The organism is Paenibacillus thiaminolyticus (assembly GCF_007066085.1).
Lineage (GTDB): Bacteria > Bacillota > Bacilli > Paenibacillales > Paenibacillaceae > Paenibacillus_B > Paenibacillus_B thiaminolyticus.
On record NZ_CP041405.1, the window covers coordinates 628,217 to 650,294 of the forward strand.

At 56.4% G+C, this 22,078-nt stretch carries 23 protein-coding genes; 5 read left to right on the top strand and 18 right to left on the bottom strand.

Annotation, left to right across the window (positions count from 1 at the left end):
* Positions 1-101 precede the first annotated feature (101 nt).
* Positions 102-392: a TFIIB-type zinc ribbon-containing protein gene (locus FLT43_RS02730; RefSeq protein WP_087440486.1), complete on the bottom strand. Its 291-nt coding sequence runs from the start codon at positions 390-392 to the stop codon at positions 102-104.
* 439 nt (positions 393-831) lie between these two features.
* On the opposite strand from FLT43_RS02730, the gene FLT43_RS02735 reads away from it, so the two are divergent.
* The gene (locus FLT43_RS02735; protein WP_087440487.1) at positions 832-2,052 is read left to right on the top strand and encodes a GNAT family N-acetyltransferase; all 1,221 of its coding nucleotides are present in this window, start codon (positions 832-834) and stop codon (positions 2,050-2,052) included.
* Between the two features lie 52 nt (positions 2,053-2,104).
* Here FLT43_RS02735 and FLT43_RS02740 read toward each other — a convergent pair whose 3' ends face one another.
* The 5 genes from FLT43_RS02740 to FLT43_RS02760 all read right to left on the bottom strand — a co-directional run bounded on the left by FLT43_RS02740 (position 2,105) and on the right by FLT43_RS02760 (position 6,095).
* Entirely contained in the window at positions 2,105-2,914 is an 810-nt protein-coding gene (locus FLT43_RS02740) for a M15 family metallopeptidase (protein ID WP_244194017.1), read from the bottom strand.
* A gap of 173 nt (positions 2,915-3,087) precedes the next feature.
* Positions 3,088-3,693, bottom strand: coding sequence for a 50S ribosomal protein L25 (locus tag FLT43_RS02745; RefSeq protein WP_087440489.1), 606 nt, complete (start codon positions 3,691-3,693; stop codon positions 3,088-3,090).
* Between the two features lie 161 nt (positions 3,694-3,854).
* Positions 3,855-4,097, bottom strand: coding sequence for a hypothetical protein (locus FLT43_RS02750; RefSeq protein WP_087440490.1), 243 nt, complete (start codon positions 4,095-4,097; stop codon positions 3,855-3,857).
* Positions 4,091-4,420: a heavy metal-binding domain-containing protein gene (locus FLT43_RS02755; RefSeq protein ID WP_087440491.1), complete on the bottom strand. Its 330-nt coding sequence runs from the start codon at positions 4,418-4,420 to the stop codon at positions 4,091-4,093. Before FLT43_RS02755 ends, FLT43_RS02750 begins: the two co-directional genes overlap by 7 nt.
* 214 nt (positions 4,421-4,634) lie before the next feature.
* Positions 4,635-6,095 (bottom strand): aminotransferase-like domain-containing protein, encoded by a 1,461-nt coding sequence (locus FLT43_RS02760; protein ID WP_087440492.1) that lies wholly within the window; start codon positions 6,093-6,095, stop codon positions 4,635-4,637.
* A gap of 176 nt (positions 6,096-6,271) precedes the next feature.
* Between FLT43_RS02760 and FLT43_RS02765 the strand changes: the two genes are divergently transcribed.
* Positions 6,272-6,886: a LysE/ArgO family amino acid transporter gene (locus tag FLT43_RS02765; protein WP_115057882.1), complete on the top strand. Its 615-nt coding sequence runs from the start codon at positions 6,272-6,274 to the stop codon at positions 6,884-6,886.
* A 333-nt stretch (positions 6,887-7,219) separates the two neighbouring features.
* Positions 7,220-8,968, top strand: coding sequence for an alpha-L-fucosidase (locus tag FLT43_RS02770; protein WP_087440493.1), 1,749 nt, complete (start codon positions 7,220-7,222; stop codon positions 8,966-8,968).
* Positions 8,969-9,013: 45 nt separating this feature from the next.
* Here the strand turns inward: FLT43_RS02770 and FLT43_RS02775 are convergent, their stop codons facing one another.
* The 3 genes from FLT43_RS02775 to FLT43_RS02785 are packed head-to-tail and all read right to left on the bottom strand — an operon-like array spanning position 9,014 to position 11,626.
* The gene (locus FLT43_RS02775) at positions 9,014-9,910 is read right to left on the bottom strand and encodes a hypothetical protein (RefSeq protein WP_087440494.1); all 897 of its coding nucleotides are present in this window, start codon (positions 9,908-9,910) and stop codon (positions 9,014-9,016) included.
* A 43-nt stretch (positions 9,911-9,953) separates the two neighbouring features.
* Positions 9,954-10,631, bottom strand: coding sequence for an AlkZ-related protein (locus FLT43_RS02780; protein ID WP_087440495.1), 678 nt, complete (start codon positions 10,629-10,631; stop codon positions 9,954-9,956).
* Complete coding sequence (locus tag FLT43_RS02785) at positions 10,628-11,626, bottom strand: helix-turn-helix transcriptional regulator (RefSeq protein WP_087440496.1); 999 nt, start codon at positions 11,624-11,626, stop codon at positions 10,628-10,630. The genes FLT43_RS02780 and FLT43_RS02785 overlap by 4 nt, the downstream gene beginning before the upstream one ends.
* Before the next feature lie 298 nt (positions 11,627-11,924).
* Between FLT43_RS02785 and FLT43_RS02790 the strand changes: the two genes are divergently transcribed.
* Positions 11,925-13,025 carry a nitric oxide synthase oxygenase gene (locus FLT43_RS02790; protein ID WP_087440497.1) on the top strand — a complete coding sequence of 367 codons (1,101 nt, stop codon included), beginning with the start codon at positions 11,925-11,927 and terminating at the stop codon, positions 13,023-13,025.
* Between the two features lie 208 nt (positions 13,026-13,233).
* On the opposite strand, the gene FLT43_RS02795 is transcribed toward FLT43_RS02790, so the two are convergent.
* On the bottom strand, positions 13,234-13,674 hold the full coding sequence (locus tag FLT43_RS02795) for a VOC family protein (protein WP_087440498.1): 441 nt from the start codon (positions 13,672-13,674) through the stop codon (positions 13,234-13,236).
* Between the two features lie 237 nt (positions 13,675-13,911).
* On the opposite strand from FLT43_RS02795, the gene FLT43_RS02800 reads away from it, so the two are divergent.
* A complete protein-coding gene (locus FLT43_RS02800; RefSeq protein WP_087440499.1) occupies positions 13,912-14,334 on the top strand; it encodes an AbrB/MazE/SpoVT family DNA-binding domain-containing protein in 423 nt (140 codons plus the stop codon).
* A 144-nt stretch (positions 14,335-14,478) separates the two neighbouring features.
* Here the strand turns inward: FLT43_RS02800 and FLT43_RS02805 are convergent, their stop codons facing one another.
* The 8 genes from FLT43_RS02805 to FLT43_RS02840 form a co-directional block, all read right to left on the bottom strand.
* A complete protein-coding gene (locus FLT43_RS02805) occupies positions 14,479-14,892 on the bottom strand; it encodes a thiol-disulfide oxidoreductase DCC family protein (protein WP_087440500.1) in 414 nt (137 codons plus the stop codon).
* A 280-nt stretch (positions 14,893-15,172) separates the two neighbouring features.
* Positions 15,173-15,610, bottom strand: coding sequence for a hypothetical protein (locus FLT43_RS02810; RefSeq protein ID WP_140399026.1), 438 nt, complete (start codon positions 15,608-15,610; stop codon positions 15,173-15,175).
* A gap of 234 nt (positions 15,611-15,844) precedes the next feature.
* Positions 15,845-16,042, bottom strand: coding sequence for a hypothetical protein (locus tag FLT43_RS02815; RefSeq protein WP_087440502.1), 198 nt, complete (start codon positions 16,040-16,042; stop codon positions 15,845-15,847).
* Positions 16,043-16,166: 124 nt separating this feature from the next.
* Positions 16,167-16,568 carry a VOC family protein gene (locus tag FLT43_RS02820; protein WP_087440503.1) on the bottom strand — a complete coding sequence of 134 codons (402 nt, stop codon included), beginning with the start codon at positions 16,566-16,568 and terminating at the stop codon, positions 16,167-16,169.
* A gap of 239 nt (positions 16,569-16,807) precedes the next feature.
* Positions 16,808-17,947, bottom strand: a complete 1,140-nt coding sequence (locus FLT43_RS02825; RefSeq protein ID WP_087440504.1) for a hypothetical protein — start codon at positions 17,945-17,947, stop codon at positions 16,808-16,810.
* Positions 17,948-18,207: 260 nt separating this feature from the next.
* Positions 18,208-18,897: an LrgB family protein gene (locus tag FLT43_RS02830; RefSeq protein WP_087440505.1), complete on the bottom strand. Its 690-nt coding sequence runs from the start codon at positions 18,895-18,897 to the stop codon at positions 18,208-18,210.
* Complete coding sequence (locus tag FLT43_RS02835) at positions 18,894-19,268, bottom strand: CidA/LrgA family protein (protein ID WP_087440506.1); 375 nt, start codon at positions 19,266-19,268, stop codon at positions 18,894-18,896. The genes FLT43_RS02830 and FLT43_RS02835 overlap by 4 nt, the downstream gene beginning before the upstream one ends.
* A gap of 174 nt (positions 19,269-19,442) precedes the next feature.
* Positions 19,443-22,022 (bottom strand): flippase-like domain-containing protein, encoded by a 2,580-nt coding sequence (locus FLT43_RS02840; protein WP_087440507.1) that lies wholly within the window; start codon positions 22,020-22,022, stop codon positions 19,443-19,445.
* Positions 22,023-22,078 lie beyond the last annotated feature (56 nt).

Here is a 22,078-nt window from a genome sequence, read left to right on the forward strand (position 1 = left end):
CATCCACATTCTCTGTTGACTCGTTATCTCCATCATTTTGCAGTGCCTGTGAGACACTTCCTCTGCCGTTCCGGGACGATAAGCCGGAGCGAGGAAGCTGCTCAGTCGAACAAATCGCCCAACCGGTCGAGCACCGTTTTTTTCTTGTACGGCTTGTAGGATGGCGGGCGATGGCCCGAATCGTAATGGCCGTAATCTCCCTTATGCGGACGATGGTCGCGTTCGTCGTACCATTCCTGATATTCCTTGCGTTCTCTTCGCACGTCGGACATCAGCTTCTCCAGCTCTCCCCGATCCAGCCAGACGCCCTTGCAGCTCGGGCATACATCGATCGCTACGCCTTCCTTTTCCACTTCGCGCATCCGGACATCATTGCAGATTGGACAATTCATGTGTCATCCCTCCAACAGATTTTAGATAGGTATGTCGTGTATCTTCTGAGTTGACATTCATCAAGCTGATAAGCCATCGCCGTAAGCTGTGCGGATCACCCCCCAACAGAATCTAGAATGAAAAAAGACCTCTACCGATAGACGGTAAAGGCCTCAATGTGTACAAAAAAGACCTCTACCCTGCACATGCGGTAAAGGTCTTGCTTACAACGCTGGCGTTGCCAATAAAGCCGGGGCGATAAGCCCGAAATGACGACTTTATTGTAGTAGCTACTCCCCTTCAATGAAGAAAGCGCTATTCGGTTACTCCGATTATATAGGTACGCGGGAGGGCATGTCAACTAGCGTTCACGGCCGCAGTCCATTCCCGTTTGCATTCATAAGCATGCTTGGATACACTACATAATAACGGGAAAGACAAAATGTGGAGGGACATGCGATGAGCCGCCAGAAGCTCCAAGACAGACTGAAAATGAAAAAGGTCGAACCGAAGCATGGAGACCAATTCAATGACCTGCTTCGCTATGTATTTCAAGTCACCAACCATGATCTGCAGACGTTCGGCTGGGAGAACCGCGAGATTGCGCAGGCGAAGCTGCCTGTACTGAAGGAGGCCGATGTTCTCGGCTGGTTCGATGGCGACAAGCTGATCTCCCAGTTGGCCGTGTATCCGTTTCAGGTCAATATTTTCGGAGAGATCTATGATATGGGCGGCTTGACCGGCGTAGGCACTTATCCGGAATACGCCAATCTCGGCCTGATGAGCCAATTAATGCGCCAGGCGCTCGCGAACATGCGCGAACGTGAGCAATCGATATCGTATCTGTATCCGTATTCGATTCCGTTCTACCGCCGCAAGGGCTGGGAGATCATCTCCGACAAAATCTCGTTCGAGGTGAAGGATACACAGCTCCCGAAGCTCAAGACGGTGCCCGGCAGCGTGGAGCGTCTCTCGATTGATCACCCGGATATTCGCGACGTATACAGACGCTTCGCCATGGCCCATCACGGAGCGATGCTGCGGAGCGATCTCGCATGGGAAGAATATTTGCGCTGGGATCTAGACGATCTGACGGTGGCGGTCTATTATGACGAGGATCAGAAGCCGCAAGGCTATCTGCTCTATTGGATTGCGGAAGAAGTGTTCCACATGAAGGAAATGGTGTTCATTGACGGAGAGGCACGCGCGGGGCTGTGGAATTTCATCAGCGCCCATTTCTCGATGATTACACGGGTCAAAGGCCATATTTACACAACTGAGCCTCTCGCCTTCCTGCTCGAGGACAGCGACATCAAGGAGACGATCTCCCCATACTATATGGCGCGAATCGTCGATATTCACCGCTTCGTGAAGCAATATCCGTTCCTGCCCCAGGCGGCGGCATGCCAACTGACCTTCATGCTTCACGACCCGATGCTGGAATGGAATCAGGGCAAATTCACGCTGAAGGTGGATGAGCAGGGCCGCGGCCACTTGAATGAGGGCGGAGGCGTCCCGGCAGCGGCCTTCGATATTCAGACGCTGACGACGATGCTGATGGGCTACAAGCGTCCCGCTTATTTGGCGCGGGCAGGCCGCTTCCAGGCGCAGCAGGCGACGATTGAGCAGCTAGAGAAGCTGATCGATCGCCAGACGCCTTATTTTTCGGATTACTTTTGAACGGCTGCGCTATTGGCCCCCTGCCTTTCGGGTACGGGGCCAATGCTTTTCCTTATTCGCCTTCGCCGTTATCCACCCCATAATACTCTTCCAGCGTCATCCCCTCTGCCTCTAACCGTTCGGCCAGATCCCGGCCGACATAGCGGAGATGCCACGGTTCATACTGATACCCGGTTATCTCCTCCTTCCCGCGCGGATAGCGGATAATATAGCCGAAGCGGTGCGCATGCTTCGCCAGCCACTTCGCTTCCTTCGTATCCGCGAAGCAGTCCTGGACCGCGCACCGGCCGTCGCTGCCGGACAGATCGACCGCCAAGCCAGTCTCATGCTCGCTGTGGCCCGGGGCAGCGCTGTATGAGCTTGCCCGCCGGGAACCTTCGGTATGGACATATTGACCGTAGACCGCCGCCTGCGCGGCAGACGAGCGGTAAGCCGAGACGCTGGCCAGATATACATCTTCCCGCTCGGCCGCGGCGAACAGCCGCTCCAATGCCTGGGCCGCTTCCCGGCGCAGCAAATACCGCTTCGACTTCATTCCCGTAAGCGTCCGCACCTTCGGGAAGGTCAGATCGCGCGGCGCATAACCAGGGGGAAGTCCGTGCCGCTTATTGACGAGAACCCCCGGGCTGTCCGCCCCCGGAAGGGGGCGCCTGGCCTGCTTGCCGGCTAGCTTGTCCCGCTCTGCTGCGGATGGTGCAGCTTCCCGCGAAGGCGACGAAGGCGCCTCTCCTTCTCGAATGCCGGCTTGGCCGGCCGCAAGCTGCTCCGTTGCTTGCGGCAGAGCCGAGGGAGCCCTGCAGCCGAAGCATATTGTGCAGAACAGACTGCAACAGAGGATGCATATGAAAGCTCTACCAGTCACGTTCAAGGCTCCTTCCTGCTTTGGCAACGCTCTACCATACGAGCATAATGATGTCATTAGGTAGTGTGCACCATTTTGCCGGAACCATGAAATCTCTTATACAAAAAAAGCACCTAACAATAGCTGTCAGGTGCTGTGTTCTACTCAATATAGATAAGGGCTGATACGCTAACCTACTTCGCTGCGCCCTCGACGGAATCTTCTTCCGTCTCCGCCGCCCCGGCGCCGCGCGGAAGAATAATGGAAGCCAGCAGCTCGGTGCCCGTTCCGGTCAGCTGGATGCCTGCCGGCAGCTTCAATTCGCTGGCCGTCAGCTTGTCCCCCACTTTCAGATGAGAAATGTCGACGGGAATCGAGGTAGGCAGAGCGGAAGGAAGACCTTCGACTTCAAGCTCCACTTCCTGGGTCTGCAATACGCCGCCCACCTTCGTGCCGGCTGCGACCCCTTGATAATCCAGCGCGATCTTGACACGCAGCGGCTTGTTCTCGGACACCTCCTGGATATCGAGGTGGATCCAGTTGCCCCAGCGCTCTTGCACAGCTTTGATAACGGCAGGAATGGTCTTGCCTTCGACCTTCAGGTGGAACAATTCGGAACGACTCGTACGCGCGAACTTATAGACTTCCTTCGCATCCAGATGTATTGGAATTCCCTCCATGGACGGACCGTAGACAACGGCCGGAATCCGCCCGCCCTGGCGCAGGCTGCGGTTGGAGGAACGCTTGAAATCCGTTCTCCGTTCAGCGGTAAGTTGAGAAGTATTGCCCTGTGCACTCATGACATAACAACCTCCTTCAATGTTCCCTATGCTCACAGAAGATGTGAAGTATAATAGGGTTATAGATCAACTTACCCAATGCGGAACGGAGTGAAACAGCTTTTTTCTAAATTTTCTAAATATTTGATCCTTCCGTTATTTTCTCGAAGGGATGACCGCCTTCACAGCTTCGATTTCGCGGCCTCATGCAGGTAATACCGCTTCCCTGTCGCCGGATCATAGTACACGGTAACGATCTGCCCGGTCGTCGGATCGCGGGATACTTCCCGTGTCGGGATGCAGCCGTCCGGCACCTCCTCCGCCTGCTCCAGATGCAGTCTGCGGTCCTTCTTCCTGGCGACCAGCAGCAGGATCAGGAACAAAATGAGCTGGAAGCCGAAATACGCCAGTATCCACTTCAGCATGGCGTCTCCTCCACCAGGATCACCGCTGTACCATAGGCGACAATCTCGCTCATCCGGTTCCCCGCCTCCCCTGAATCGAAGCGCACCATCACGATGCCGTTGGCGCCCATCGTCCGGGCGTTCGCCACCATCCGATCCAGCGCCTGCTTGCGCGCGTCTTCCAGCATCTCGGTATATTGACGAATCTCCCCGCCGACCAGGCCTTTGACGGCGGCGGCTATATCTTTGCCGATGCCGCGCGATCGGACCGTCAGTCCGAAGACGGGGCCGATCGCCTCTTTCACTTTCCAGTTCGGGGGACACTCTGTAGTCACAATAATCATGGGTTAGCTCTCTCCTTATCTTCATGGCATGGTATAGATGATACGAGAGAGCCGGGGGAATCGTTCAATTCAACGGAGCGGATTATAATTAATGTCATTAATTAGTTGTAAATGCTTGCTATTTAGACTTTTAGGAGGAAATGTCGAATAGAACCACACTTAGTTTACATAATATATATTATGTCGTACTTAATGCGTTCCATTTACCGGTCGCTTACCGGCCGCGAATCAGCTGCGGAAGCAGCTTCAGCGCATGCTCCAGCTCAGGCACCGACGCATAGGCATAGGACAAGCGCAGCTGGCGGACCGCAGAACGGTCATACAGCACCCCGGGATTCAATAAGATGCCATGCTTCAACGCCTGATTGAACAGCCGCTGCACCGGAACCGGCGACCTCAGGCTGACCCAGACATAGAAGCCCCCCTCCGGCTTCGACCAGTCGGCAATATCCGGCCAGTAGACGTCCAGCAGCGCCAGCATGGCGTCGCGCCGCTCCCGCAGCCGTTGGCGTATCTCGTTCAGATGAGGCAGATGCATGCCGGAAGCGAACCACATTTTCGCGGCCTGCTGCGACAAAGAGCTGGAGCCGTAATCGGTTTGCATTTTAATATCGGCCAACCGCTCGATAACCGGCTCCGGGCCGGCAACCCAGCCGATCCGCAAGCCGGGACTGACCGATTTCGACATCGTGCCCACATGCAGGACGATGCCATGCTCATCGCGTGACTTCAACGGCGCCGGAGGCTCCCGATCAAGCCATAATTCCTGGTATGCGCCGTCTTCCAGCACTGGCAGCCCGATCGTCTCGCATAATGTCAGCAGCTGCTGACGGCGTAAGTCGCTCATCACCGTTCCGGTCGGATTGTGGAAGGTCGGAATCGTATAGAGCATCGAGGCGCGATAGGTCCGCCAGCACCGCTCGAGCTCGGACAGACGAAGCCCTTCCTCGTCCACCGGCAAGCCAATCAGCTTCATGCCGGCCGATTGGAACGCGTGAATCGAATATAAGTATGACGGCTTCTCCAGCAAGATGGCCGACTGGCGCCCCAGCAGCCCGGCCGAGATGAGCTGAAGCGCCTGCAGCGCTCCGGAGACGATGAGGATGGCCGACGGCGACGCCTGGATTCCTTGGCGGGCTAACTCCCGGCTCAGTAGCCGCCTTAGCTCTTCATCCCCTTGCGGGTGCTCGTAGCCAAGGGAGACGGGCCGCTCGGCCAAGGAAGCGAAGAGCTCCCGGATCTGTTCCTGTGGCAGAAGCTCGGGCGATAACTCGCCTGTGCCGAGCCGGATGATATCCGGATCGAATTCCAGCCGGTTAATGCGCTGGATCATCGGCAGATTCGGGTAATGCGCCCCTTCTTCGACGTATGCGTTCCAATCCGGCAGATTCATCGGGCGCCGGGCGCGCTGCTCATCGGGAATGCCGATGACCCGGGTGCCGCCTCGGCCCCGGCCTTCAATCCACCCTTCTGCCATCAGCGCTTCCATCGCGGTAACGACCGTGCTTCGATTGACGCCGAAGGCTTCGGCCAGCGTCCGCTGCGGCGGAAGCTTCATGCCGATGCTCCATTCGCCGCTGCGAATCCTCGCTTGAACATATTGCTCGATCTGTCTGTAGATGGGCAGCGGAAGCCGGAGATCCGGCTTCCAATCCGCCTTATATATATTCGGCATCGGCCGCTCTCCTTCCCTGACCGTCCGCAGGCCGGAAGCCTGCGCGTCGCAGTTCCATTATAGCTTTTGGTTGGGCTCGGACACAACCAAATGGTCGGTGACAACCCGAAGCCGGGCAGGTATGCTTGACCTTGTCCTGCGCAAGACGCAACAAGCAACAGGAAGGAAGAGAACAGATGTGGGAACCTTTTGTCCATGGAATATTGCTGGCATTCGGACTGATATTGCCGTTAGGAGTTCAGAACGTATTCATTTTCAATCAGGGAGCGCTGCATTCCCGGCTGTGGAAGGCGGCGCCGGCCGTCATCACCGCCTCCTTGTGCGATACGCTGCTCATCGTGCTCGCCGTTCAAGGCGTATCGCTGCTGCTTCTCCAATGGATCTGGCTGAAAAATGTGCTGTTCGCCGCCGGATTTCTGTTTCTCCTCTATATTGGGTATAGTCTGTGGAAATCGGCCGGAGACGGCGTTCAGCAGCACCATCGCGCGGATACGATCAAGCGGCAAATGATCTTTACGGCTTCGGTGTCGCTGTTGAACCCGCACGCGATTATGGACACGATCGGAGTCATCGGCACGAGCTCATTGCAGTATGCGGGAATGGACCGGGTTATATTTGCCGCCGCCGCCGTGCTCATATCCTGGTTATGGTTCATCTCCCTGGCGATCGCCGGCAGGGTGCTGCGCAAGCTGGATACGACGGGCCAACGCCTGGCTTGGCTGAACAAAGGATCGGCCGTCTTGATATGGGGAATGGCCGGATACATGCTGCTGACGTTGCTGAAGGGGTAGCGGACAGCTGCATCAGGGGAACCGTCGTCTGGAAGGAGCTGAATACGAGTCCGCGGCGCCGTGCCGTTCCGCGGTCCCGTCACCGGTCTGGCCAGATCGATGATTGACAGAATGCTTTCAGATGACCGCAGCCGATCGGTTTTGCCCCAATAAGCCAGCCGTTCAGAAGATGAACTGCGCAAAAATTGTGGAGGCAATCGAGCCAAATAGTCCGGGCATAGCGACGCAGCAGTGATGATACAGGCAAAGAGCGAATAATTATGAGGGAAAGAGGCATCACAACTCGCCATTCATGGCCATACGGTGCCTAATCCATGTCAAGGAGGCGGTGGAATGAATGTAGCAGGGGCGGTTCAACAAGCGAAACGCATGCAGGCAGAGCGGATGAGCTGGTGGACGGAAGCGAAGTTCGGCATGTTCATTCATTGGGGACTGTATGCCCTTCCCGGAGAAGGCGAATGGCATATGTACGGGTCGAAAATCCCGGTTGCCGAATATGAATCGCTGGCAGAGCAATTCAATCCCGTGCGCTTCAACGCGCGGGAATGGGTGCGGCTGGCACGGCAGGCGGGCATGAAATACATCGTGATTACCGCCAAGCATCACGACGGATTCGCGATGTATGGTTCCCAGGCCGAACCGTTCAATATCGTCGATGCGACGCCATTCCAGCGCGATCCGATGAAGGAGCTGGCGCAGGCCTGTCAGGAGGAAGGCATCCGCCTTTGCTTCTATTATTCACATGTCATCGACTGGCACCATCCGCACTCGGTGCATCAATCCGCCAACAACATATGGGATTACAAAATGGAAGAGAAGCAATTCGATCTGTATTGGAATGAGCTTGTGAAGCCGCAACTCAGGGAGCTGCTCACCGAATACGGTCCGATCGGCCTCATCTGGTTCGATACGGCGGGCGGGTTGTCGAAGGAAGACAGCGAGGATATCGTCGCCCATGTGCGCCGCCTTCAGCCGGATTGTCTCATTAACAGCCGGGTCAGCCATTACCGGGGAATGGGCGATTATCAATCCAAGGGTGACAATGAGACGCCAATGTACGGAGAGGAGTCCCAGCCGTGGGAGACGCCGATGACATTGAATGAGACATGGGGATATTGCCCGAAGGATCAAGTATGGAAGACGGCGGACTCCCTCATTCGCAAGCTCGTGAACATCGTGAGCAAGGGAGGTAACCTGCTGTTAAATGTCGGTCCGTCGCCAAAAGGAACGATACCGGAGCCGGCAGTGGAACGGCTGCGCGAGATCGGGACGTGGACGGAGCGGAATGCGGAAGCGATCTACGGCACTGCAGCGAGCCCCTTCCCATACGAGTTCGATTGGGGTGCCGTGACGGCGAAGCCGGGACGCCTCTTCCTTCATGTATTCAATGACAAGTGGCCGCGCGGCCACTTGAAGCTGCAAGGGATGCGCAGCCGCGTACTCAAGGCGTACCTGCTCGCCGATCCGTTGAAACGAGTGCTTCCCCTCACCCATACCTATCATGGCGGCACGGAACGCCATACTTTATCCGTCTCCCTGCCGGACACGGCCCCGGATCAGTCGGTATCTGTGATCGTGCTGGAAGTCGAGGATGTGAACGATCTCGATACCGGATTCACGGTGCTCCCGTCCGGCATGCTGAAGGTTGACGTAACGTCAGGAGAGGTGACGAAGGCGGACGGCCTCGGCGATGGAACCATGGCGGCGCGGCGTGCGGCCTGGGACATCGCGATCACCGAGCCTGGCACCTATTCGCTCTCACTGATTAGCTTCAAGCGCGCCGACGGGGCGCTCGCCGATTCCTATGCCGAAGGCATCCGGCTAACGTTCGCCGGCGAGACGATCGAGACGGTGCCGCAGGAAGATTCGATCATCGCCGAATCCCCGGCATGCCAGCATCCTTACAAGGAGGTCCATTCCCGGCTCGCGAACGTCTTCATTCCGGTACCCGGCACCTATGAGCTGACGCTTACCTCCACCCTCATCAAGGATCGCAATCCGAGATTCACCGAGATCTGGCAGGCGGACAAAGTAAAGCTCCGTTCCGTCATGCTGGAACGGGCCGATTCGCAGCAGCGATAGCATCGTTCGTCCCCTGCCCGTTCAAGGCAGGGGACGCCGTAATGATTAGGAGCGGGGCAATCTGCCGTAGCGGCGAAGCGTCAGCAGGCGGTCGACCGTGACGCCGCCGCGCCATTCGAGCTCGCAGGCGGGGCTCACTGCCGGCCAGCTGATCGTCCAGCCGCCGTCCTCTCGCTGCCCCTCCTCCAACGCATCCAGATGCCGGCGGATGTCTTCCGGGCTTATGAGCCGGGCGCAGTAGCTCTCCGGCGATGGAGCCCAATCCAATGCTTTGTGCACATAGCCTTCCGCATGCGGGTCCAGCTCGATGATGCCCGGCTGCTGCAGGACGCGGTTCAATTCCTCCAGCAGCGGCTCGGCCCTGTCCCGATCCGGGACATGTTCAAGGAAGGTGACACACTGAATCAGATCATGGAAACCGTGAAGATCGGGCTGTCCAATGCGACTCCATACGAACTCGGCCGCTTGACGGAACCATGCTTCTTCCTTGACCTCTTCCAGACCGGGCTGCTTCATGAGGAGGCCGATAATCCGTCCCGTCGGGTTCAGCGAAGCGCGGCTGTCATCCTCAATCGTCCACCACGGAGCATGCGGATAATCATTCACCGGAAGGAACGCCAGCGGGAAGCCGCCGGTGTCTGGAACGGCTATGCTCCGCAAGTACCGCACGATGCCCGCCATGATGTCCGCATCTACGACGCCGATCTCGTCCATCATCGCCAGCGCCATCTCCGTCGGCACCGGCTGGCTGTGCGGACAGCGGATATCGGGCTCCAACGCATGACCGAACCCGCCATCCTCATTCTGATAGGCCCGCAACGCGGCCAGCACATCCTCGGCGCGGCCGCCCGCAAAATGATACTCGAATCGGCGCTGGTCCAGCAGCCGGCCGTTGGCATAAAGGAATGAGGCGGCAGCTTCCAAGCGAGATTGTTTCTCCATCCTATTAAACCCCCTTAATATTTAATGTGATTAATAATATAAGTCAGAAGCCGAATAATTTCGCGAAGGAAGCCATCGCCTGCGGACTGCTGTTATGCTGCAGCCGGGCTTGCAGACGGCTTGCCGCCTCGTCCGCGGTCATTGATGCGAGCGGAATTCCTGCCTCCTCCATCCAATGCTCCAGCGTCTCGAAGCAGGTGCTGTTCCAGCCGTTCACCTCGCCGGCCTCGTTCCGTGGGGCCCTAACGCCGGAGATGACGATATCGAGTCCGGATTGCAACTCCGCCAATGCCTGATCGAATACCTTCTTGTTCTCCTTGGCCTTCATGCCAGCCGCCGCGCGCAGCGCGCGGGTCTCGATCCCCTGCTCCTCCTCAATCCTGCCGTATACCTCCTTGGCGGCCTTCGACAAGAGACCGTCGCCGTACCGCTCCGCGATACTGCGGTTGCTTCCGAGCAGCGCCTTCACCGAAGGAATCAGATCGCTGGCGACCAAGATCGCCTTCTTCTTCACGAACTTGCCGTACGCCGCGACGCCGTCGCCCGGGAACCGGACGCGCCAGCGCCAAGGATCCAGCTCGGTGTCGGAATGCCAGCGCTCAGGCAGCGTAATGCCGGAGAGAGAGGGATAATCCGGAATTAAGGGCGCCAGCGGCAGGATGCCGTAGGCGCGGACGACTTCGATCGCTTCTTCGTATGTATCAATCATTGGCTGCTTCATAGTTCATCCTCCTTCGATATCTGTCGAACACCGAGCTCCCCTGCCGGCTCATCCGCCGCATATCGTTCGCACATGCGTGCCGCCCGCTCACGGATTTCCCGGCGGAGCGCTGCCGGCGCAAGCACCTCTCCGTCGGGCCCCAGCCCGTAGAAGAAGCGGACCGCCCACGCCCATTCGCTTCGCGGACAAGCAAATTCGACCGCCCACTCCTCTTCCCCGATCTGGAGCACCTGATCGCCAATATGCTCGTCCTGCTCGGCCAGGAGCGCGCCGCGGTACGTCAAGCGGGCACGGACAGGTATCTCGTCCCCGCCGGCATCCCGCGTCTTCTTGGTGCGGCTGCGCTTCAGCCGGGCCGCTTCCAGCTCTGCGGCATCCTCAATCCGTTCAATCTCCTGGAACCGATCGACCCGGAAGGTGCGCTCTTCCTCATGATCGAGCGAGAATGCTTCGCAATACCAGAAGCCATGCGCGGTCACGATGCGCAGCGGGCGGAGACGCAGCCAGCGCGCCTGATTGGCGGAGCGGTAATGAGCCCGGATCCAGATGCCTTCCGCCGCACAATCCATGAGCCGGTTCAGCATCGGGACCCGGTAATTCCGCTTCGGCATCGACAAGATCAGCTTGTCCATTACCGGCTCGATTTCACTCCTCACCTGCTCGGGGAGCGCCTGCTTGATTTTGTCCAGGGCGCTCCACCGCTCCGCGTTGAACGGTGTATCGGCAAGCTGGGTCATGCCCTGGAGCGCGCACAAGACCGTCATCGCCTCCAACGGACTGAACTGCAATGGCGGGAGCTTATAGCCATCCATCAGCCGGTACCCTCCGACAGGCCCGCTCGATGCATAGAAGGGAACCCCTATCTCGCTCAGAGCCTGCATGTCGCGCAAAATCGTTCGCTTCGATACCTCGAACTTGTCGGCCAGCGACTGGGCGGTCTCCGTCCCCGTTTGCAGCGCCATCACAATGGCGGCCAGACGGTCCGAACGTTTCATGGCGGACTCCTCCTTCCGATTCTTGGTGTGCTCTTTTCAGTTCTGATGTCTGCATTATATCACGCTATTGGTGACAGCTTGCATGTCACCAATACGATGAATTCCTTGACTGCTGGGCCTATGTCCAGATGCGCCTGCCGGCGCCTTTCTCCCAATGGACTTGCCGTCTGGCCGCGGGCAGGCCATCTGCCGACTCAGAAGCCGTAAAGAAAATGTCGGAAACGGTCCCCGGATCGGGATTGCGGGTATGATATGCTGAAGGTATTGACGACGGATTGAAGGAAGGACAGCAATAGATATGACGGGAACAGATAGACAGGAAGACAAGCTTATCGCGGCTGCGGCCAGCTTCATCGCACGCTGCTATCACGAGCTCGGCAAAGACGGTGCCGCGGTGCAGCAGCGTATGAGCGAGATTGAGCGGGAGATCGCCGCCCGGGGCACCTATGCCCATACATTCGAGGAATTGGAGCACGGCGCCAAAATGGCCTGGCGCAACAGCAACCGGTGCATCGGCCGCCTGTTCTGGCCGTCCCTGCAGGTCATCGACGAGCGGGAGGCGTCCACGGCCGAGGAAGTGCTGCAGGCGCTGCGCAGGCATATCGCCTTCGCTACCAATGGCGGCAAGATTCGTCCGACAGTGACGGTGTTCCGGGCGGACGAGCCCGGCTGTGAGCCGATTCGGATTTGGAACCACCAGTTAATCCGCTATGCGGGCTATGACAGAGGCGGCCGCCGCTGGGGCGATCCGCATTCGCTCCCCTTCACCCGGATCTGCGAAGCGTTGGGCTGGCAGGGCGCCGGAACCTCATTCGACATCCTGCCTCTGGTCGTGCAAGTCGGCAGCGAGCCGCCGCAATGGGTGGAGCTCAAGCCCGAGGAAGTGCTGCAGGTCCCGCTGACGCATCCGGATTTCGGCTGGTTCGCAGAGTTGGATCTACGCTGGTATGCGGTTCCGATCATTGCGGATATGCGGCTTGAGATCGGAGGAATTGATTACAAGACGGCACCGTTCAACGGCTGGTACATGGGCACGGAGATCGGCGCCCGCAATCTGGCGGATGAGCAGCGCTATCATCAGCTGCCTGCCATCGCGGCGCGGATGGGGCTGAACACCGCTTCCAATACGACCCTATGGAAGGATCGGGCTCTGGTCGAGCTGAATGCGGCCGTGCTGCACTCTTTTAAGGAAGCCGGCGTCAGCATCGTCGACCATCATACCGCGGCCCAGCAGTTCAAGCGCTTCGAGCAGCAGGAAGCGGAGGCGAACCGTCCGCTTACCGGCGATTGGACGTGGCTGATTCCGCCGATGTCGCCTGCGGCGACCCATATTTTCCATCAATCGTACAGCAATGAACATGTATCCCCTCTATTCGCCTATCAGACGGCGCCATATTAAGCCTTTCCATGCGATATAACCATGAACAGGCCCGGAGAACCGTTCTCCGGGCTTGTGCGTGCCGGTAGGCCGGGCAAGCTTGACAACCCGGACATAGCCACGCATCTGGTTTACGTAATGTTTATTATGTAACCAATTCAACCGAACATGAGAAATTTTCATCCAAGCACAAATCACGCTTTATCAGCGTATGTACTATCCCCTTCGTTCAGGAAGCGGGATGCTGCGGCAGGTCCAACTGCCAGCGAATGCCGAATCGGTCCTCGACCACCGCGAATTTCGATTGCCAGAAGGTGAGCTGCAATGGCATCAGAACCCGCCCCCCTCCAGACAACCGTTCGTATAGCCGGGTTATCTCCTCCTCGCTGCCGCAGGCGATCGTCAGATGGACGCGATGCTCCTCCGCATGCTGCCCATGCCCGGGTCCCGTGCTGTCAGCGCAGTAGATCGTCTGGCCGCCGACGATGAACTCCCCGTGAATGAGCTTGTCGTAGTCCTCCTCCGCGATGCTCCACTCCACATTGCTCCTGGCATCGCCATAGCGGTTCATCCTCACGATCTCGCCGGAACCGAACGCATCGATATAATAGTTCATCGCTTCTTCCGCCTCCCCCCGGAACATAAGATAAGGGGTAATCTTTGCTTTCATGCACATAAGCCTCCCACTTGTTGTGAATAGGATTAATTTACCCGAACAGCCATCCTCTCATGCCCGCTCCCTGCCTTTCTCTGATACGCTTCTTGCACATGGAATCGGACTCTTTTAATACGCTCTATTGTTCTTTTTCCAAAATGGATCTTTTTGACAGGATAATAAGCCTTTTTTTTCCATCATTTATTTGTTATACTATTTAAAAATGATAGCCAGAAGCGAGAGGGGTGCACAATGAAGGATACGGGTATGATTCGTAGCTTAGATAGCCTTGGCCGCATTGTTATTCCGGTTGAAATTCGCAACGCGCGCAACATTGAGATTGGAGATGCAGTGGAGTTTTTTGTGCTTGATGATCATATCCTCGTGCTGCGAAAATATACTTCGACGGAATGCACCTTCTGCCGAAGTATGGAAAGTGTATCTTACTACAAGGACCAGTTCATTTGCTCTACCTGTCTGAAGGAACTCGCCGGAGCCCAAGACTTGGCACCTATTGCCCCTCAACCCCAGGCCAAGAAGCGAGCCAAAACGTCCGAACTGATTCAGCGTCTGCGAGAAGCATTCGAAGAACATCCTGGAGCAAGTCAGAAGGAACTGGCCAAACTTCTTGGCGTTAGCCAGGGAAGGATTAGCCAATTAAAAAAGGAAATGTAAGTTGCACTGAAAAGAAAGCGTTATCTTCCATTAATGACTTTACTGCGCGGCTCCATGCCTTCTCTATGCTTACGCAAGGAGTGCGTCTGGAGCCGCCGCCTTATCTCTCCGCTCACCATGGCCCTCCCGCCTGACGGCAGGGGCTTAAGGAGATATCCTCCGTTCCAGTTCACAGCCATCCTCCAGGCATCCGCCTGCAGGCACAATCATCCTGCGGGACGCGATCCAATCATACATTCGCTCGCCGAAGCCAAGCTTGATCGTCAACCAGATGCCCGGACATAGCATCATAAGCAGCGGCACGCGGGAGCATAACCGGAGTACCGCGGCGATTCCCGAATCGATCTCCCCGCTCCCGGTGCATCGGACATGCATTCGCGCCTCCAACGCATCCGGCGAGATTCCCCTTGAGCTCATCTCGGATACCGCCTGCCCGTCGCGTATCGACCGGAACCGGAGCGCATGCAGCCAGTCCCATCGTTCCAGCCGGCGCCGGATCGCGGCGCATAACGGACACCATTCATCGTAATATACTTCTAGCTGCTTCCGTTGGCGCATCGGAATCCTTCCTTTCGTTGCTCTTCTCCTTCTTTTATTCAGGCTGTTGAGAAGTCCAAGGGATTTTGTGGCACTTCATTTTTATGTGGTGGATCTCGTCTCTCCGTAGAAAAAATCGACGTAAAACGCTCTGAGTGCCAAGTTTTGATTGTGTAAATGGACATCTCCACCCCTTCGTAAAAAACAGGGGGATCCAACGGCCTGAAAACTGCACCATTTCCCTAGACACGCCTATTCGGTAGGCGAAATCCGCAAAACTGCACGATTTCTCCAGACACACCTATTCGGTAAGCGAAATCCTGCGCACATACAGCAATTCGATATGGACGACTTTCCCAGAAAGGGAATCCTGCAAAACTGCAGGAATTTCACCCGTTTCGCTTCGGCTTGAAGTAAAAGGGCCTAAAATGATGTAGATTTGCAGCAATTCCTCGGGATGCGGACTGATTGAGCCGAAATTCCTGTAAAATAACAGCAATTCCCTCCACACGTTCAAGCCCCAGGAGGCAACGATGCCTCCAAAAGCCAACGATGCTTCCTGAAGGCAACGATGCCACCAGGATCCGACGCGGTCTCTTGGATCCCGTAAAATCAGGCCGTTGAGAAGTATGTGGTAACTTTTGCCACCCCATTTTTTATATGGTGGATCTCGTCTCTCCGTAGAAAAAATCGACGTAAAACGCTCTGAGTGCCAAGTTTTGATTGTGTAAATGGACATCTCCACCCCTTCGTAAAAAACAGGGGGTTTTCCAACGTCCTGTTCTATTGTACCACTTTCTTCAATATGTTCGCCATGCCGCAGCCGCCCGCCCTTTCCCCATCACACGGTACAAGGCCAATCCTCTGGCGGAAGCGCAAAGGTTGGCCTTTAAAAGGGGTGAACCGCAATTGGAAAGTTATTCTTTTCACAAAGTTGGGTATTCAAAGCTATCATTTCTTGATTCAGCCTCGATTACGCATAGTAAGCTTGCAGCAAATCGCGAGTGTCGTCTTGTTGCTCTGGATCGGCTCCATTCTCTTCCCAACACTGTTTGCACTCGTTCTCCGTCGTGCAGCGATGATTGTCGTCGCACATATAGCACAGTTGGAGGTAGTTGCGGGTTACGTTATTGGTATGCTTATGAATGTCGAATGTTTTGAAGGTTCTCATCGTTCTCACTCCTTCTTCTTTATGGTTCTACTATAACATGAATTTGCATTATAATATGTGAAATAAATCACAATATGATTAAAAAGAGATCGGAGATAACCGCCCCTATCTCCGATCCCGCTTATTATCCGTTGTTGGCCAGGTTCAACTGCCAGGAGACGCCGAATTTGTCATTCACCCAACCGAATTTCTTGCTAAACGGTGAAGGACCCAGCGCCATCAGCACTTGCCCGCCATCCGACAGCTTGGCGTACAGCTCATCAATTTCCTGCTCGCTCTCGCAGTCCACGAACAGCGACATCGAAGGCGTGAAGGTGAACTCATGCATTATGCTGCTATCGATGCACATAAATGTCTGCCCATTCAGCGAAAAGACCGCGTGCAGCACCTTTCCTTCCTCGCCTCCCCCGCTGCCGTCATGGCGAACGAGACTCACAATCTTACCGTCAGCGAACAAAGAGGTGTATAAATTCATCGCCGCTTCAGCCTGTCCTTCGAACATAAGAAAAGTCGTAATTTTTTGCATTTCAAGTCATCTCCATTTCTGAATCGGGATTCATTCTAGCTTGCGAAAGGCCGGAGCAATTCATTCCTCCGCGGTTTTCATATCATTCTGCTGCGCTATTATCATACTGTAAAATGTCCCCGCCAGTAAAATTAAGCCTGACTGTTCCGGCATCGAGATCGCGAACATGCTGCCCTATGCCAAAACGCCCCAACCACGTTGAGGCGTTCGTTCATCCAATGTGCCGCTTCAATGCCCCTTCATAATGGAACTTCTTGAACCAGAACCGACTTGTAACCAATCTTGGCGATGATCTCCGGCGTAATATAAAGCGCTCCTTCCTGCAGCAGGCTGTTGCCGCTGTTCAGCACGATCGACTTGCTTCCATTTGTCAGCTTGTACCGGTAATCGGGAGCCTTCGCCGGCAGCTTCGCAATGCTCCAGCCGAGACTCTCCGCGAGCTCCTTCACCGGAATGCGCATCTGGCCCTGCTCCTCGAACGCGACAGGCACGCCGGCCTCCGCATCGTCAAGCTTCACCGTATAAGCCGCGCGGACCTTCACTGGCAGCTTCTCGACCGGAATCGCATCCAGATCGAAGTCTTCCGGCAGATCGGCCGTCGCATCTCTCGCTTCCGCCGGCTCAGGCAAATATGTCTCCGCTTCCGCCCAATCCTTGATCGGCTTCGATTCGCCCGTGTTCAAGTTGTACAGGAACAGCGGCCGCTCTGGCTTGTTCTCGGAGTATACGATCAGGCCGGAATCCGGATGAATTCCCTTCAGATTGCCGAGCACCGCTCGTTCCGTCTTGCCGTTCGCCGGGTTATAGACGAGAATTTCTTCCTGCTTCGCCTGATCGCTGATGCGGCTGTATACAATGCGGTTGTCATGCAGCCAGGTGGCCTGCGCGTCTTGATTCGTCTGCAGCCACTCCTTCGTCGCGCCGGTTTTATTGTTTTTCAAGAGATAGCTGTATACCGGTTTTCTTCCGCCCTGTTCGCCGGTCACGGTATATTTGCGCTGATGCAGGCCCCATGCGCCGTTCGGCGAAGGCTCGAACCATTTGCCCTTCACCACTTCCTGATCATTCGGATCGAACGCATACTGCATGCCGCCTTCGACATTGTCCTGATATGTAGTCTCCAGCAGCGGCTCGTTCCGTTCCGGCGCCATATACATGCGGCGAATCTTCTCGTCCCATTGCTTCCATTGTCCATCCGTCGTCTTGACGACGACGCGCTGATCGAAGCCCTTGACGTCCGCACGCGTTACATTATAATAAATCGCTCCGGTATTCGGGTCCCGGAACGCTTCTTCCGCAGAATAGGTGCCGGCTGCCCCGGCGATCGTAGGGAGACTTAATCCGAGCAGAATTCCCCATGCCCATAGCGTTGCTTTCATTCAGCTTCAGCTCCTTTATGTACCATAGTACGAATTACTTTCCGATCAGTTTCTGGTATTTTTTTATAAAAAGATGATAAACCACTTCCTATTTACCCTGCGCCGCCACGATAGAAACATCCGCCCTGACACAAGAGCAGCTTCTTCATGCGAGCGCATAGCTTCCCATCCAGGCGCACATAGCCTCCCGGTCATATAAAAAGAGAGCCCTCACAGGCTCTCTGCAATGTGAAGCGGTACGCGCTTCGGTCCTATTCGAATTACAAAAATAAATAGAGCGGAATGAACAGTACCGATGTAATCAGACCGGCCAGCCCCATTGCCAGGCCGCTGAATGTGCCCTGCATCTCCGATTCAGCCAGGCTGCGCGAGGTGCCGAAGCCGTGTGCGGCCGTTCCCATCGCCAAGCCGAGCGAGACATTGTCCTTGATCCCCGTCCGCCGGAGGAACAGCATCCCGAACATGCTGCCGATGACGCCCGTGAAGACGGTGAAGACGGCAGACAGCTCAGGCATGCCGCCGAGCGCTCGCGAGATCTCCACAGCGATAGGAGAGCTGACCGACTTCGGAAGCATACTCAGCACGACGTCGCGCGCCCCATCGAGACTGACCATCAGCGCCGCCACGCTGACGACGCCGACGAGAGAGCCGCATGTAATCGAGAGCACGATCGCCTTGAACTGCCGCTTCACGATATGCCGGTGCTTGTAAATAGGAACCCCAAGCGCGACGGTGGCCGGCCCGAGAAGAAGCGACAGCATATCGGCGCCCACCTGATAATCGGTCAGCGGAATGCCGCCGATCCAGAGGAATCCGATTAGGACGACGGAACAGAACAGAATCGGATGCACCCAGGATACCCGGGAGTGGATCAGCCGGGCCAGCGCATAGACGACGATCGTGGCGGCGATGCCGAACAACGGTTGCTGCGACCAGATCACATCGGTCATGCCGTCTCCTCCTTCCCATTCACTCGAACTTCCTGGCGGGTGGGCTTCTGCAGCTTCGCGGCGGTGAAGCCGGTCACCCACAGGACGAGCAGCGTACTGCCGACAATGCCTGCGGCAATGCTCCATCCATGCGATTCCAGCACGGGAAGGAAGGCGATGACACCTACGACATAAGGTATGAAGAATAAGAGCATATGGTCAAGCAGGAACTGGGCCGACTGCTCCACCCATTCAAGCTTCACCCAGCCGAAGCCGAGCGAGATCAAAAATAAGATGAGACCAATGACGTTCCCCGGAAGCGGCAGATGAAGCAGCGCATGCAATCCGGTCCCCACAAGATGAAAACCAAGCAAAATCGCAAATCCAAGCATACAAAACCACCCTTATTAAGTCTACCGATGATGTCTTTTCCTTACCATTGTAGCAAAGCAGCCCCGAACCGCCCAGAGGCAGATGCGGGTGGAAAGCGGCGTTGTAAGCGGTTTTCTCCATAAAAAAAGACCGGGAGGCGCTCCCAGTCCTTTTGAGTGATTTTCATAAAGGTTTCATTTCCTGATGCCGGACGGTCCCTTCCGCACCTGGCTAAGCGAGCGCGTGATGCGCCATATCGTCCAGTTCAACTGCCGCTGCTTCAGGAAAGCGATATACTGCGGCTCCCAGACGACCGGTCCGAACGCTTCCCACAAGGCGCGCTGCTGAGACAGCGGATACAGATCGCGAATGCGGCGGAATATCGCGGTCGCGGCCCGCTCGGACCAGAGACGCGGAGCCCGGTTCGTCTCCACATGGGAGAGCGGGATGAGACCGGATACGAGCCGGACGCAGTGATGGCGCTGCCCCTGCCACAGCAGCAGATCGCGCAGTTGGCCGAGCGGCTCCTCATGTTCCGGACGCGCCACGCTGAATCGGGTGCGGATATCCTCGACGATCATCGCCTTCCCGGCCGGGTGAATGCGGTAGACGGCATATCCGATGCAGCGATCCGGTTCACCATGCAGCAGAAGCAGCCGCAGATCCGGGTCCTCGGTCGACAGCAGGCGCCGAAGCGAAGCCAGGTAGCCCGGCGGCACCGCCTCATACTGATGCTGGACGACATGCGTCAGCTCCCGGAGGCGCTGCCCATCCAGCGGCAGCGGCAGCAGCTCATGCGGCGCATGGGGCAGGCTGATGCGTGTACCGGGAATCTCGAGGCGCGCGCTCTCCCCCATCTTGAAAAAATCATTGCCGAAATCATGCAGCATCGGCATCTCTTCGACGCCGGCCTGCAGGAAGACGATATCGAGGCCGTAGCGATCCGCCTGCTCGTACAGGTCGGCGAGCGATAGCTGCATCGCTTCCGGATGACGACGGGACGGCGGACATCCGTATAGAATCGCTCTCCGGTTCCGGATCAGGAACGGAAGCGGAAGCTTGCCAGTGCTGGCATTGAAGACCCGCTTGCCGGGCAAGCGGCGGTACAGCCAGCCGTTCGGCCCCTGGAGGAGCGCATCATCCTCCGGTATCCAAGCTCGCCCGAGCGGCTCCCGCTGATGGCGCTCGAAGGCGAAATACGCCATTGAATACAAAAGCAGCGCGGTCGCGATCCCCGTCAGCAGCGTCGTCGTAAATTCCGCATAGCTCAATGTCGAGCTCGCATACGCCGGCTCGAGATGGATCTCGCCGAGCAGATAGCCCATAAACGCATAGCTGAGCAGGAACAAGGTCATCAAGATGCTAGTGACAATGATCGTCGCCTTCGTGAGCGGGTAGCGGTAGCGGTTGAACTGTGAACGCAACAGCACGAGGACAAGGAGCATTCCGACCAGCCACAACGTATGCCGAATCGTCGTCCCGAGCAGGAACGTCATTATCGTGCATAGGCCGAGCGACAGCAATGTCACGATATAGGCGCGGATCGTCCGTTCGAACAGCCCCTTGAGCATGAGCATAATCAAGAGGCTCGCCCCCAGCACGATTCCGTTCACCAGCGGGTAGAAATCTCCGTGATCCCCGTAGATCAGCGGGAGCAAGAATGCGCTTCGCTCCCATTGCGGCACGGTGAGCGTGTAGAGCGTAAGAAAAAATGATGTCATGAACATCAGAATGACGACCGACCAGGCGGACAGCGAATTCCACAGCGAGCGCTGGATGAACCAGATGATGCTTCCGGTTTCTATGTAGGAGCCGATCGTCGGATGATCCTCGAATCGCTTGACCGCCACGCCGCCGAATTCGAAGGCGGCGAAGATCAGCCCCAAGGCAAAAGGAATGAAATAATAGACAATCCGGTACAACAGCAAGGCCGTAAAGACGGTGCTGTCGGCCACGCCAATCGCCTGGAGCCCGATGAGATAAGTAATATCGAAGGTCCCGAAGCCGCCGGGAACCATGCTGATCAGGCCGGCGATCGCGCTGACCGTGAACACGCCGATCACCTCGGGATACGTAACCTCGCTGCCCAGCATGTACAAGATCAGATAAGCGACCGAGCCCGCTGCCAGCCATTCAGCGAACGACACGATCGTATAGCCCAATGTAATCTTCGCATTGGCATGCCGCCGCCCCTTCCATTGTGAGAAGAGGATATACGCCGGGAAGAACAGCGCCACCCCGATCAAGGTGATCCAGAGCCATCCTTTGACGGCGAGCAGACTGAACGCGGGAAATACGCCGAACATTACGAGAATGCCGAGAATCGACAAGCCGCTAATCATCGACGGAGCCATCCAGGCGATCGCCAGCAGCAAGCGTCCTGCTTCTCCGACCGACTCACGATAGAGTATCGTCCGCACGCCGACCCCGGCAATGCCGCCGAAGCCGAAGATGCCGTTGAACGTATTGGCGATCCAGGAAACGCGGAACACTCTTCCCCAACGGAACGGTACCCGGATGGAGCGCAGCAGCAGCACATCATAGAAAAACATGCAGGAAACGGCCAAGCCGCCAGCAACAATTAATCCCGTAAAATAATCACCGGACAACAAACGGATCGCATGCAGCGATTTTTTGATCGAGAAATGCGCCAATTCCTTTTTACCCTGGAAAATAACAAAAACAATAACGGCGATCGGGAACACTATTTTAATGAAATGCATCAGTCTTTTATTCCGAAGCAAGGCTTGCGCGCGCAGCTTGATCGAATTCATCGTGTTCCTCCTCCCGGATAATAGTTTACATAATATACATTATGTTTATCATTAGA

What these genes read in the sequence shown, in the direction of transcription:
- FLT43_RS02810 (WP_140399026.1), bottom strand. Translation starts at nt 15,610, where the DNA reads ATGTCCATTTACACAATCAAAACTTGGCACTCAGAGCGTTTTACGTCG.
- FLT43_RS02775 (WP_087440494.1), bottom strand. Translation starts at nt 9,910, where the DNA reads ATGGAGAAACAATCTCGCTTGGAAGCTGCCGCCTCATTCCTTTATGCC.
- FLT43_RS02820 (WP_087440503.1), bottom strand. Translation starts at nt 16,568, where the DNA reads ATGCAAAAAATTACGACTTTTCTTATGTTCGAAGGACAGGCTGAAGCG.
- FLT43_RS02755 (WP_087440491.1), bottom strand. Translation starts at nt 4,420, where the DNA reads ATGATTATTGTGACTACAGAGTGTCCCCCGAACTGGAAAGTGAAAGAG.
- FLT43_RS02750 (WP_087440490.1), bottom strand. Translation starts at nt 4,097, where the DNA reads ATGCTGAAGTGGATACTGGCGTATTTCGGCTTCCAGCTCATTTTGTTC.
- FLT43_RS02730 (WP_087440486.1), bottom strand. Translation starts at nt 392, where the DNA reads ATGAATTGTCCAATCTGCAATGATGTCCGGATGCGCGAAGTGGAAAAG.
- FLT43_RS02785 (WP_087440496.1), bottom strand. Translation starts at nt 11,626, where the DNA reads ATGAAACGTTCGGACCGTCTGGCCGCCATTGTGATGGCGCTGCAAACG.
- FLT43_RS02830 (WP_087440505.1), bottom strand. Translation starts at nt 18,897, where the DNA reads ATGACCGATGTGATCTGGTCGCAGCAACCGTTGTTCGGCATCGCCGCC.
- FLT43_RS02835 (WP_087440506.1), bottom strand. Translation starts at nt 19,268, where the DNA reads ATGCTTGGATTTGCGATTTTGCTTGGTTTTCATCTTGTGGGGACCGGA.
- FLT43_RS02790 (WP_087440497.1), top strand. Translation starts at nt 11,925, where the DNA reads ATGACGGGAACAGATAGACAGGAAGACAAGCTTATCGCGGCTGCGGCC.
- FLT43_RS02780 (WP_087440495.1), bottom strand. Translation starts at nt 10,631, where the DNA reads ATGAAGCAGCCAATGATTGATACATACGAAGAAGCGATCGAAGTCGTC.
- FLT43_RS02770 (WP_087440493.1), top strand. Translation starts at nt 7,220, where the DNA reads ATGAATGTAGCAGGGGCGGTTCAACAAGCGAAACGCATGCAGGCAGAG.
- FLT43_RS02840 (WP_087440507.1), bottom strand. Translation starts at nt 22,022, where the DNA reads ATGAATTCGATCAAGCTGCGCGCGCAAGCCTTGCTTCGGAATAAAAGA.
- FLT43_RS02795 (WP_087440498.1), bottom strand. Translation starts at nt 13,674, where the DNA reads ATGAAAGCAAAGATTACCCCTTATCTTATGTTCCGGGGGGAGGCGGAA.
- FLT43_RS02765 (WP_115057882.1), top strand. Translation starts at nt 6,272, where the DNA reads ATGTGGGAACCTTTTGTCCATGGAATATTGCTGGCATTCGGACTGATA.
- FLT43_RS02735 (WP_087440487.1), top strand. Translation starts at nt 832, where the DNA reads ATGAGCCGCCAGAAGCTCCAAGACAGACTGAAAATGAAAAAGGTCGAA.
- FLT43_RS02800 (WP_087440499.1), top strand. Translation starts at nt 13,912, where the DNA reads ATGAAGGATACGGGTATGATTCGTAGCTTAGATAGCCTTGGCCGCATT.
- FLT43_RS02745 (WP_087440489.1), bottom strand. Translation starts at nt 3,693, where the DNA reads ATGAGTGCACAGGGCAATACTTCTCAACTTACCGCTGAACGGAGAACG.
- FLT43_RS02825 (WP_087440504.1), bottom strand. Translation starts at nt 17,947, where the DNA reads ATGAAAGCAACGCTATGGGCATGGGGAATTCTGCTCGGATTAAGTCTC.
- FLT43_RS02815 (WP_087440502.1), bottom strand. Translation starts at nt 16,042, where the DNA reads ATGAGAACCTTCAAAACATTCGACATTCATAAGCATACCAATAACGTA.
- FLT43_RS02760 (WP_087440492.1), bottom strand. Translation starts at nt 6,095, where the DNA reads ATGCCGAATATATATAAGGCGGATTGGAAGCCGGATCTCCGGCTTCCG.
- FLT43_RS02805 (WP_087440500.1), bottom strand. Translation starts at nt 14,892, where the DNA reads ATGCGCCAACGGAAGCAGCTAGAAGTATATTACGATGAATGGTGTCCG.